The organism is Fulvimarina fulva (genome assembly GCF_039652615.1).
Taxonomy (GTDB): domain Bacteria; phylum Pseudomonadota; class Alphaproteobacteria; order Rhizobiales; family Rhizobiaceae; genus Fulvimarina.
In genome coordinates this window covers 310088-321631 of record NZ_JBDJAC010000003.1, presented here as the reverse complement: position 1 = coordinate 321631, position 11544 = coordinate 310088, and the positions used below count along the sequence as shown (strand labels likewise).

Here is an 11544-nt window from a genome sequence, read left to right as displayed (position 1 = left end):
CCAGCGCGAGCGTTACTGACGCGGTCATGGCAGGGCGTGACGCGCAAAAGAAGGGGGGCAGGCAGCTTTGCAAACCGGTGCGACCTATGCCCTGAAAAGGGGGCTTGCAGCATCGAAGCGAGATTTTTATCCCGCACCATGAGGTAGTCGGCGCGAAGGAGCACTTCACAACCCCCGGAAATTCTCCAGCCGGGCGGACCAAAAACGGGGAGCACTTCAGCCCGACAATGCACGAAGATTCACACCGGACCACCCGGTAGGGGCAGGCCAGCCATGTTTGCTGAAGCTAAGTAAGGCTGAATTTTTCGGGCCAGAATATCGGTCACCTGCACGATCGAGCCTGTCGGACCTGTCTGTCGACGAGATCTGAAATGGATCATGCGGCCGGCCCGAAAGACATTGCCCCCACCGAGGCAGGAACCGGGTTTCAGATTGTGGAAATGGCGTTAAGATCGATCATCCGGCAATGGGGGTCAGGATGCTCGAAAGATTGAAATCCATGGGGCCCGGCCTTCTGGTGGCGGCTGCCTTCATTGGCCCCGGTACGGTCACGACCGCCAGCGTCGCGGGCGCCGAGACCGGCTTCGCTCTCCTTTGGGCGCTGGTCTTTGCGATCGTCGCGACGATCGTGCTTCAGGAAATGAGCGCCCGGCTCGGCATTGTCAGCCGCAAGGGTCTCGGCGAAGCCCTGCGCGGGGCCTTCGAAAACAGGTTCGCGAAACTCGCCATCGTCGGCCTCGTCATTCTCGCGATCGGGTTCGGCACGGCAGCCTTCCAGACAGGCAATGTGACCGGCGCGGCCCTCGGAATGGAATCTGTCACGGGACTTTCGAACCGCATCTGGGCACTTCTCGTAGGCGCCGCTGCCTTCGGGCTGCTCGCATCCGGTATCTACAAGCTGATCGAGCGGGTTCTGGTCGTTCTCGTCGTCGTCATGAGCATCGTCTTTCTCGTCACCGCGATCATGGTCGGACCGGATCTCGGCGCGATGGCCGCCGGGCTCGTTCCCTCGATCCCGTCCGGGTCCGCTCTCACGACGATCGGCCTCATCGGAACGACCGTCGTCACCTACAACTTCTTTCTGCACGCCTCGTCCGTTCAGGACCGTTGGGGCAAGAGCATCGAGACCGGCAAGGCCCTCGGCGAATCCCGGTTCGACACGGTCGCGTCGATCGTTCTCGGGGGTTTCATCACCCTTGCCATTCTGGTGACGGCGGCCGCCGCGTTCCATGGATCGGGGACCTCGATCGAAAGCGCGGGTCAGATGGCCGAACAGCTGGAGCCGCTGCTCGGCTCCTATGCCAAATGGCTCTTCGCACTCGGCCTTTTCGCCGCCGGCATGACGAGTTCGGTTACGGCTCCACTGGCTGCGGCCTATGCCGTATCCGGCGTGCTCGGCTGGTCTTCGTCGCTCAAGGATATGCGGTTTCGTGCCGTCTGGACCGTCGTGATTCTCGTCGGGACCGCCTTTGCCTTCTTCGGCACCAGTCCTGTCCGGGCGATCCTTGTGGCCCAGGCCGCCAATGGCCTGCTCCTTCCGCTCGTCGCCCTGTTCCTGCTCCTCGTCATGAACCGCAAGGCGCTTCTCGGCAGATACGTCAACGGGCCGGTCGGCAACGGGTTCGCGGTGCTCGTCCTCCTGTTATCCACCTTTCTCGGCGCCTACACGCTACTCAACGTCTTCGGCGTTATCGGCTGACATCCGGGATGGCACGGCTCAATTCAGACGAAATTCGGTCCTTTCTCGCAACCGTTCGCCTTGGCGGGCTGAACAAGGCAGCCGTTTCCCTGAACATCTCGCAGCCCGCTGTCACCGCGCGGATCAAGAAGCTCGAACTTTCGCTTGGCAAGCTGCTTTTCGAGCGAACGCAGAGCGGGATGCGCCTCACCAGCGACGGCGAAATATTCTACGTCTACGCGGAACGCTTCGAGCACCTTTCGGAACTCGTCGAGGAACATGTGATCGCCGACTGTACGCTCGAGGGCTTTCTGCGGATCGGGGCATCGGAGACCGTCACCCAGTGCTGGCTGCCCGACTTCGTCTCCCGTCTTCATCAGCGGTTTCCCAAACTCAGGATCGAAATCGATGTCGATATCTCGGTCAATCTGCGCGCGGCGCTTTTGAATTACGAGATCGATCTGGCTTTTCTTCTCGGCCCGATTTCCGAGCATCGGGTCGACAATATAGAGCTGCCGCCGTTCGAGCTCGGCTGGTATCGCTCGGTGCAGGACGAGCGCCCCGGCGCGAGCGAGGCGTCGTGGCTGAAGCGTCCGGTCATCACCTATGGGCGTCAGACCCAGCCCTATCGGGTGCTGAAGGAACGGCTTCTCGAACATGTCGGTCCGGACATCTCGATGTTTCCCTCGTCCTCGCTCTCGGCCTGTTTCCGTTTGGTGGAGGCCGGCATAGGGGTTGCTGCGCTCCCCGAGACGCTCGCGAGGCCATATTTGGAAAAGGGAACGATCTGCACCTTCAATCCGGGATGGAAGGCGCCGGCCTTATGTTTCACCGCGTCCTATATCGGCGATCCGAAACGCCATCTCGTCGAGCAGGCTGCGCGACTGTCGCGGGAAGCAGCTATCGCTTACGTTGATATCAAAAATCCTGATACCAAAGGAGAAAAATAATCGATTTGTACTTATAAGCGCCATGCGTTCAAATCGCCTCTTGAGGAGGCAGGTTCATGGCAACGACATACGAGACCCTGAAAACCAGAAGCGCCGTCGAGGTTCGCCAGGTTGTTCGGGCCGGCGAATACAGGTCCCACACCGCCGGGCTGGGCATCGGGACGCTCCAGGCCAATGTGGCGATCATGCCGGAGCGGGCCGCGCTCGACTTCATGCGCTTCTGCCAGCGAAATCCGAAGCCCTGTCCGCTGGTCGGCGTTACCGATACGGGCGATCCGATGATGAAGACGCTCGGGATGAGCGTCGACATCCGCACGGATGTGCCAGCCTATTATGTCTATCGGAACGGAAAACTCGCCGAAAGCCTGACGGATATCTCCGACCTTTGGCAGGATGATTTCGTCGCCTTTGCCCTTGGCTGCTCCTTCACCTTCGAGAACGCGCTGACGCGGGCGGGCATTCCCATGTGGCACATCGAGAACGACCGGACCGTGCCGATGTTTCGCTCCGCGATCGACACCGTTCCCGCCGGCCCGTTCGGTGGAAAGATGGTGGTCTCCATGCGTGCCATCGCAGAAGACCGCGTCAAAGACGTGATGCGCATCTGCGCCCGCTTTCCCTACGCTCATGGCGCACCGGTTCATGTGGGCGATCCGGCCGCCATCGGGATCGACGATCTTTCGAAACCGGTCTGGGGCGATTCCGCTCCTTTGCCGGAAGGCCATGTGCCGGCCTTCTGGGCTTGCGGTGTCACGCCACAGGTCGCGCTTGAACAGGCCGGGCTGCCGGTCTGCATCACCCACAAGCCGGGCCATATGCTGATTACCGACGTGCCGGAAGACGCCGAGCACCCGATCCTTTCCGCCGCCTGACATCAACCTCAACGGAGATACAACCATGACGAAAACGACCCTCGCACTCGCCGCAGCGACCGCAATGACCGTTCTGCCGGCCCATGCCGAAAGCCTCAACGTCGTTGGAAGCTGGTCGAGCCTTCCGCTTCATAAGCAGTACGAGAAGACCTTCTGGGAAGAAACGCTGCCGGCCGCCACGAACGGCGAGCTTCAGGTTGCGCTCACGACCCATGACCAGATGGGGGTCGACACGGCGGATGTCTTCCGGTTGCTTGGACAGGGCGTCTTCGACGTCGGCATGACCGTCTCCGACTATGCCGTCGCCGATGCTCCGGAACTCGAAGGTCTCGACGTTCCCCTCGTCGCGGTCGATGCCAGCGATGCCCGCGCGATGGTGGATGCGGCGCGGCCGATGGTGGAGGACATCTTCGAGGAGCGTTTCAACAGCCATGTTCTGGCGATCGCTCCTTATCCGCCGCAGGTCGTCTTCTGCAATCACGACATTTCCGGTCTTTCCGATCTGAAGGGTCTCAAGGTCCGTGCCTCGGGCCGCATGACCGCCAAGTTCCTCGAGGCGCTGGGCGCCGAGGGCATCAATGTCGCTTTCTCGGAGGTTCCGGGCGCGCTGCAGAAGGGCGTCGTCGACTGCGCGGTGACCGGCGCGGGCTCGGGATACAGCGCGGGCTGGTGGGAAGTCTCCACCCATCTGATGCCGCTGCCGCTCGGCGGCTGGGACCCGGTCGTGACCGCGATCAACATGGACAAGTGGAATTCGCTCTCGCCCGAGCTCCAGAAGACGATCAGTTCCGAGATCAAGACGAATTTCGAGGACCCGGCCTGGGCTTCGGCCCAGAACGCGCTCGAAAACGACATCGCCTGTCTGACCGGCGAGGGTGAATGCGCCTCCGGCGACAAGCGCAACATGACGCTGGTCGCCGCCAGCGACGAGGACTTCGCGGAGGCCCGCAAGATTCTCGAGGCCGACGTGCTGCCGGAATGGGCCGAACGCGCCGGCCCGGAATGGTCGAAGCGCTGGAACGACACCGTCGGCCAGACGGTCGGCGTCGCCATTCCGCTGAACTGATCCGGCTCTGCCGGCGGCACTTTCAATGGGCAAGCCTTTTCAGGCGCCGCCGGCGTGGCCCGCTCTCTCCCTTGAAAATCCGCGCAGACGAGGTCGCGATCATGATCGAAACGGGACTGTTGTTTTTGAGGCGACTGAATCTTTGGGTCGCCATCCTGATTGGCGTGATGCTTCTTGCCTGCGCGGCCTTCGTGCTTGCCGACATCGTCCTCAGGCAGTTCGGCCATTCCTTCGGCGGGACCGATGAGATCAGCGGCTATGTGATGGCGATCGCGACGTCCTGGGGCATGGCCTTCACCATGCTCGAACTTGGCCATGTGCGGATCGACATCCTGAGAATACGGCTGGCCTCCAGGGGCCGCGTCATGATGGACCTTCTTTCGCAGGCGGTTCTGGCCGCGACGGTGACGGTGATCGCCGTCCAGTGCTGGCCGGTCGTTGCGAATTCGATCGCTAACGGCTCGGCCGCCAACACCCAGCTCGAAACGCCGCTCGCCCTCGTGCAGCTCCCCTGGTTCGCCGGTTGGGCGTGGTTCGCGGCGATGGCCTGGCTGACGCTCGTCGGCAGCGCGATTCTCGTTTTCCAGGGTAAGTTCGATCGCGCAGAAGCTGCGATTGGTTCCTCCTCCGAGCAGGAGATGATGTCGTGATCCTTTATGTTTCCACCGCTCTCTTGGGGCTTCTCGCCCTGTCCATCCCCGTCGGTATCGTTCTCTTCCTGCTGGGCTTCGGCGTCGATCAGTTCTTCTCGCCCTTTCCGCTTCTGCGCGGTCTCGGCAATCTCGTCTGGTCGTCCTCCAACAGCGCGACGCTGATCGCTATCCCCTTCTTCGTTCTCCTCGGAGAAATCCTTGTGCGCTCGGGTGTCGCGACACGCACTTATGCTGCGCTCGACCGCTGGATTTCATGGCTTCCGGGCGGTCTGATCCACGCCAATATCGCAACGGCGACGATGTTCTCGGCGACATCGGGATCGTCCGTCGCGACCTCGGCAACGGTTGCGACCGTCGCGATGCCCCAGGCCGAGAAGCTCGGCTACGATCCGAAGCTGTTCTCCGGCGCGATCGCGGCCGGCGGAACGCTCGGCATCATGATCCCGCCCTCGATTAACCTCATCGTCTACGGCTTCCTCACCCAGTCCTCGATCCCGCAGCTGTTTCTCGCAGGTCTCGTTCCCGGCATCCTCCTCGCGCTCGCCTTCGTCGCGGTCACGGCGCTTTTGTGCACGATAAAGCCATCCCTCGGCGGCGAGCGACGTTTCTTCCCGCTCGCCCAGATGCTGGAGGCGCTGAAGGATCTCGTCCCGATCATCCTGCTCTTCACCATCATCATCGGGACGATCTATCAGGGCTGGGCGACGCCGACGGAAGCTGCGGCCGTAGGGGTCGCCGGCGCCCTCGTCATCGCGCTCGCCTTTGGTGGCGTCTCCTTCGGGATGATGCGCGAGAGCCTGAGGGGCACCCTCAAGATCACCTCGATGATCATGCTGGTCGTGATTGGCGCCTCGTTTCTCAACTTCACACTCGCATCGGCGGGTCTCGGCCAGGCGCTGCGCGGCTTTCTGGAAGGGCTCGGCCTGACGCCGCTTTCGACGATCCTCGTCGTCGTCCTCATCTACATCGTGCTCGGCTTCTTCATCGAGACGCTGTCCCTGATGGTGGTGACGATCCCGATCATCGTGCCGCTGGTCGAAGCCCAGGGCTACGACACGATCTGGTTCGGCATCCTGATGATCGTTCTCGTCGAGATGGCGCTCATCACCCCGCCGGTGGGGCTCAACCTCTATGTCGTGCAAGGGGCGCGAAAATCGGGCTCCATGAGCGACGTGATGATCGGGGCCATTCCCTATGTGCTCGTGATGCTGCTGATGGCGGCTGCGCTGATCGCATTCCCGCAGATCGCCCTGTTCCTGCCAGGCGCACTCTGAACCCTCCGACCGGCGCTGCCAGCGCGCCGACGAAACTTGAACAACGCGCCCGCCTTCGGGGGGCGTGAAGACGAAAGGTATAGTTCCATGTGGCAGTTCTGGGTCGATCGCGGCGGCACGTTCACCGATATCGTCGGAAAATCGCCCGAGGGCGAGCTCGTCTCGCACAAGCTCCTCAGCGAAAATCCCGAACGCTACAAGGACGCCGCCGTCCAGGGGATCCGCGAGATGCTCGGCCTCGATGACGGTGATCCGATGCCGCGCGGACGCATCTCGGCCGTGAAGATGGGCACCACCGTTGCGACGAACGCGCTTCTGGAGCGCAAGGGCGAGCGCACGCTTCTCCTCATCACGGAAGGCTTCGGCGACCTCCTGCGCATCGGCTACCAGAACAGGCCGAAACTCTTCGATCTCGATATCGTGCTGCCGAGCCTTCTCTATGACGAGGTGATCGAGGTGCCCGAGCGCATCTCCGCCGAGGGCGAGACCGTCCGTCCGCTCGACGAGGACACGGTACGCGCGGCTTTGCAGAGAGCGTTCGACGAGGGTTTCCGCGCCGCCGCCATCGCCCTGATGCACGGCTATCGCTATCAGGCCCATGAAAAACGGATCGGCGAGATCGCCCGGGAAATCGGCTTCGATCAGATCTCGCTCAGTCATGAGGCGAGCCCGCTGATCAAGCTTGTCTCGCGTGGCGATACAACTGTCGTCGACGCCTACCTTTCCCCCATTCTCGGCCGCTATGTCGATCAGGTCAGCGATGCGCTCGCCGCCGACGAGGGCGGGGTCGACGCGCTGATGTTCATGCAATCGAATGGCGGCCTTACCGCAGCAAACCTCTTTCAGGGCAAGGATGCGATCCTCTCGGGGCCGGCGGGCGGCGTCGTCGGCATGGTCCGCAGCGCCGAGGCCGCCGGGCATGACAAGCTCATCGGCTTCGACATGGGCGGCACCTCGACCGATGTCTGCCACTATGCCGGAAGCTTCGAGCGCTCCTTCGAGACCGAGGTCGCGGGCGTTCGCATGCGTGCGCCGATGATGTCGATCCATACGGTCGCGGCCGGCGGCGGATCGCTGCTGACCTACGCGCAAGGGCGGCTTCAGGTCGGCCCGGAAAGCGCCGGGGCCAATCCCGGTCCCGCCTCCTACCGCCGCGGCGGCGAACTGGCGGTCACCGACTGCAACGTCCTTCTCGGCAAGATCCAGCCCGATCACTTTCCCCATGTCTTCGGCCCGAACGGAGACGAACCGCTGGACGCCGACGCAGCCCGCGAGAAATTCGCGGCCCTCGCGACAAAGGTGAACGCCGAATCCGGTCAGAACCGCTCGGCGGAAGAGCTTGCCGAGGGCTTCCTGCGGATCGCCGTCGAGAACATGGCCAACGCGATCAAGAAGATCTCGGTCCAGCGCGGTTATGACGTGACCAATTACACGATGAACTGCTTCGGCGGGGCGGGCGGTCAGCACGCCTGTCAGGTCGCGGACGTTCTCGGCATGAAGCGCATCTTCATCCACCCGTTCGCAGGCGTTCTTTCCGCCTTCGGAATGGGCCTTGCCGATGTGCGCGCGATCCGCGAGCATCAGTTCGGCGGATCGATCGATGAGGTGGACGCAGCCGGGAAGGCGCTCGCCGAACTCGATGGCGCGGTGACGAAGGAAGTGACCGATCAGGGGATCGGCGAAGAGAGCATCACGCTCATTCGAACCGCGCATATTCGCACCGGCGGTGCCCATCAGACCCTTGCCGTTCCGTTCGGCCCGACAGGCGAGATGCGCGAGGCCTATGAAAAGGCTCACAAGCAGAGATTCGGCTTCGTGCCCGACACGGAGATCCTCATCATCGATCTCCTGACATCCGAGGCAATCGGAGAGACCGGCGAGGATGTGGAACTGCCCGCGACCGCGACGAGCAAGGCCGAGGCCGGCACGGCCCGCATGTTCTCAGGCGGTAAATGGCGCGACGTGCCGCTGATCGATCGCACTGAGATGGCAAAGGGCCAGGAGGTCGACGGACCGGCCATCCTGATCGAGCCGACCGGAACCAATGTCGTCGAGGACGGCTGGCGGGCCGAATGCATCGACGGGGGCAACCTGATTCTCACCCGCGTCAAGGAGATCTCGCGGGAAAAGGCGATCGGAACCGATGTCGATCCGGTCATGCTCGAAGTCTTCAACAACCTCTTCATGTCGATCGCCGAGCAGATGGGCGCGACCCTCGCCAACACGGCCTATTCGGTCAATATCAAGGAACGCTACGACTTCTCCTGCGCCCTGTTCGATCCGAAGGGCAATCTTGTCGCGAACGCGCCCCATGTGCCCGTCCATCTCGGCTCCATGAGCGAGAGCGTGCGCACGGTCATCCGCCAGAACGAGGGGAATATTCACCCCGGCGACGTCTTCATGATGAACAACCCCTTCAACGGGGGCACCCATCTGCCCGATGTAACCGTGATCACGCCGGTGTTCGATGAAGCCGGAGACGAGATCATCTTCTACACGGCCTCTCGCGGACACCACGCCGATATCGGCGGCAAGACGCCGGGCTCCGCTCCGCCCGACAGCGAAACGATCGAGGAGGAAGGCGTCGTCATCGACAACTTCCTTCTGGTCGAGAAGGGGGCGTTCCGGGCCAAGGAAACCCGCGAGATTCTCGCCTCCGGGCGTTATCCCTGCCGCAACATCGACCAGAACATGGCCGACCTCTCCGCCCAGATCGCGGCCAATGCGACTGGAACGGAAGAGCTTCTCAAGATCGTCTCCCAGTTCGGCCTCGACGTGGTTCACGCCTACATGGCCCATGTGCAGGACAATGCCGAGGAGAGCGTGCGCCGGGTGCTTGGCGTCTTGAAGGACGCCTCCTTCACCTATCCCATGGACAGCGGCGCCGAGATCAAGGTTGCGATCACGGTGGACCGCGAGGCGCGCGAGGCGGTCATCGACTTTGCCGGGACCTCCGATCAGGACCGCTACAACTACAACGCCCCGCTCTCGATCTGCCATGCGGTCGTTCTCTATGTCTTCCGCACGCTCGTCGGTTCCGACATTCCGATGAACGAGGGCTGTCTGAAGCCGTTGGAGATCAAGGTTCCCAAGGGCAGCTTCATCAACCCGGCCTATCCGGCGGCGGTGATCTCGGGCAACACCGAGGTCAGTCAGTCGATCGCCGACGCCCTTTACGGTGCGCTCGGGGTCGTTGCGGGGTCACAAGGCACGATGAACAACTTCGTCTATGGCAACGAAACCCATCAGAACTACGAGACGATCTGCGGGGGAACTGGAGCCGGCGAGGATTTCGATGGCGCAAGCGCCGTTCACAGCCATATGACGAACACGCGCATGACCGATCCGGAGGTTCTCGAAAGCCGCTTCCCGGTACGGGTCGAGGAATTTTCGATCCGCCGTGGTTCGGGCGGCGCGGGCCGTCATCACGGCGGCGACGGCATCGTGCGGCGGCTGAAATTCCTCGAGCCGATGACTGCGACGGTCCTGTCCTCACACCGTGAGACCCGGCCCGCCGGGCTTGAAGGCGGCGAGCCGGGCGCACCCGGCCGCAATGCCGTCGAACGCGCCGACGGCAAGGTCGAGGCGCTGTCCGGCAACGATCAGGTGGAGATGGCTGTGGGCGACGTCTTCGTCATGGAAACCCCCGGCGGCGGCGGCTTCGGCAAGCCGGAATGATACCGTATCCGGCTGGCACTGAGCCGAACGGAGATAGAAGGCGCTTCAAGCCTCCGCGAGAAGCGCTTCGACCATGTCGGCGATTTGAAGAACCCGCCAGTCGCAGCCAGCGGGGCCGACGATCATCAGCCCCGTCGGCAGGCCGTCGCCCGAATGCATCGGGACAGTGGCCGCGCATCCGTCGACGAAGTTGACCGTCGAGGGATTGCGCAGGACGAGGGCGTTCAGACGATCGAAATCGTCCTCCACCTCTTCGATCAGCGGCGCGACGATCGGCACGGTGGGCATGAGGATCGCATCGTAACCGCTGGCGAGTTCCTTAAAGGCCGCAACCGCTCTTTTGCGCGTTTCGTACGCGTCGCTGATCTCGATCTCTGAGAATGTCTCGGCGGCGCGAATCCGCTTCAGGACACGCGGATCGCCGGACGTTTCCAGTGCGTTCAGATGATCGCGATGGACCCCATGGGCCTCCGCCGCGACGATGATCCGGTTGACCGCGCCCGTCGCGGAAAGCGCGTCGAGCGTCACGTCGGTGATGTCGTGCCCGGCCTCTTCGAGACGTTCGAGCGCGCCGTCGAAATCCCGCGTCACGGCCTCGTCCATGTCGTCGGTGACGAGCGTGCGCATAACGGCGAAGCGCAGGGGGCGTTCTTCCGTTGAGCCTTCCTGCGGAAGCGCATCGCCGGAAAGAACCGCGTGGATGGCGGCGCAAGTGGCGATTTCGGGGGCGATCGCGCCGAAGCTGTCATAGCTTTTCGAAAGCGGGAAGCCGCCCTCCAGCGAAACCGATGACTGCGTGGGCTTGAACCCTGCAAGCGCGTTGAAGGCTGCCGGAATGCGGAGCGAACCGCCCGTATCCGAGCCGAGCGCTGCATCGGCCAGACCATAGGCGACGGCGATCGCGCCGCCCGAAGTCGAGCCGCCCGGAATGCGCTCGGGATCATGGCTGTTGCCCGGCGTTCCGAAATGCGGATTGAGCCCGATCCCGGAATAGGCAAATTCGGTCATCGAGGTGCGCCCGAACGGCACCGCGCCTGCCGCAAGAAGCCGTCTCACCGCCTCGGCATCGCTTGTCGCGGGCGATGCGCCTTCGAGCTGCCGCGAACCGGCCGTCGTGACCTCGCCTTCTTCGTCGAAGAGATCCTTGATCGTGACGAGGGCCCCGGCCAACAGCCCCTCCTTGAGGGTCGAATCCCGGTCCACGGTCTCGGCTCGGGCAACGATCTTCGCCGCATTGAAGCGGGTGAAGATCGTGCCGGCGGTCGCCTCGCCGAGTTCGTGGACACGTCTCACAGCATCGGCGGCCCGGTCCACTGCGCGAAAGCGAAGACGACCGGAGGCCTGGCTCATGAAGGAGGGAACGCGCATAATCT

8 protein-coding genes are annotated in these 11544 nt (G+C 62.9%); 7 read left to right on the top strand and 1 reads right to left on the bottom strand.

The features are described from left to right. The first annotated feature begins 478 nt into the window (after nucleotides 1–478). The 7 genes from ABDX79_RS06995 to ABDX79_RS06965 all read left to right on the top strand — a co-directional run bounded on the left by ABDX79_RS06995 (nucleotide 479) and on the right by ABDX79_RS06965 (nucleotide 10171). Complete coding sequence (locus tag ABDX79_RS06995; RefSeq protein ID WP_346219554.1) at nucleotides 479–1699, top strand: Nramp family divalent metal transporter; 1221 nt, start codon at nucleotides 479–481, stop codon at nucleotides 1697–1699. 8 nt (nucleotides 1700–1707) lie between these two features. Then, a complete protein-coding gene (locus ABDX79_RS06990) occupies nucleotides 1708–2628 on the top strand; it encodes a LysR family transcriptional regulator (protein WP_346219553.1) in 921 nt (306 codons plus the stop codon). Between the two features lie 56 nt (nucleotides 2629–2684). Then, nucleotides 2685–3500: a putative hydro-lyase gene (locus tag ABDX79_RS06985; protein ID WP_346219552.1), complete on the top strand. Its 816-nt coding sequence runs from the start codon at nucleotides 2685–2687 to the stop codon at nucleotides 3498–3500. Between the two features lie 25 nt (nucleotides 3501–3525). After that, the gene (locus ABDX79_RS06980; protein WP_346219551.1) at nucleotides 3526–4566 is read left to right on the top strand and encodes a TRAP transporter substrate-binding protein; all 1041 of its coding nucleotides are present in this window, start codon (nucleotides 3526–3528) and stop codon (nucleotides 4564–4566) included. A gap of 101 nt (nucleotides 4567–4667) precedes the next feature. Beyond that, on the top strand, nucleotides 4668–5216 hold the full coding sequence (locus tag ABDX79_RS06975; RefSeq protein ID WP_346219550.1) for a TRAP transporter small permease subunit: 549 nt from the start codon (nucleotides 4668–4670) through the stop codon (nucleotides 5214–5216). After that, nucleotides 5213–6493 carry a TRAP transporter large permease gene (locus tag ABDX79_RS06970; RefSeq protein ID WP_346219549.1) on the top strand — a complete coding sequence of 427 codons (1281 nt, stop codon included), beginning with the start codon at nucleotides 5213–5215 and terminating at the stop codon, nucleotides 6491–6493. Before ABDX79_RS06975 ends, ABDX79_RS06970 begins: the two co-directional genes overlap by 4 nt. An 87-nt stretch (nucleotides 6494–6580) precedes the next feature. Further along, nucleotides 6581–10171 (top strand): hydantoinase B/oxoprolinase family protein, encoded by a 3591-nt coding sequence (locus ABDX79_RS06965; protein ID WP_346219548.1) that lies wholly within the window; start codon nucleotides 6581–6583, stop codon nucleotides 10169–10171. A gap of 45 nt (nucleotides 10172–10216) precedes the next feature. Here the strand turns inward: ABDX79_RS06965 and ABDX79_RS06960 are convergent, their stop codons facing one another. Further along, nucleotides 10217–11539, bottom strand: coding sequence for an amidase family protein (locus tag ABDX79_RS06960; protein WP_346219547.1), 1323 nt, complete (start codon nucleotides 11537–11539; stop codon nucleotides 10217–10219). Between the last annotated feature and the right edge of the window lie 5 nt (nucleotides 11540–11544).

Bases quoted from the DNA above. Each gene is read 5' to 3' on its own strand.
- ABDX79_RS06995 (WP_346219554.1), top strand. From the start codon at position 479: ATGCTCGAAAGATTGAAATCCATGGGGCCCGGCCTTCTGGTGGCGGCT.
- ABDX79_RS06990 (WP_346219553.1), top strand. From the start codon at position 1,708: ATGGCACGGCTCAATTCAGACGAAATTCGGTCCTTTCTCGCAACCGTT.
- ABDX79_RS06985 (WP_346219552.1), top strand. From the start codon at position 2,685: ATGGCAACGACATACGAGACCCTGAAAACCAGAAGCGCCGTCGAGGTT.
- ABDX79_RS06980 (WP_346219551.1), top strand. From the start codon at position 3,526: ATGACGAAAACGACCCTCGCACTCGCCGCAGCGACCGCAATGACCGTT.
- ABDX79_RS06975 (WP_346219550.1), top strand. From the start codon at position 4,668: ATGATCGAAACGGGACTGTTGTTTTTGAGGCGACTGAATCTTTGGGTC.
- ABDX79_RS06965 (WP_346219548.1), top strand. From the start codon at position 6,581: ATGTGGCAGTTCTGGGTCGATCGCGGCGGCACGTTCACCGATATCGTC.
- ABDX79_RS06960 (WP_346219547.1), bottom strand. From the start codon at position 11,539: ATGCGCGTTCCCTCCTTCATGAGCCAGGCCTCCGGTCGTCTTCGCTTT.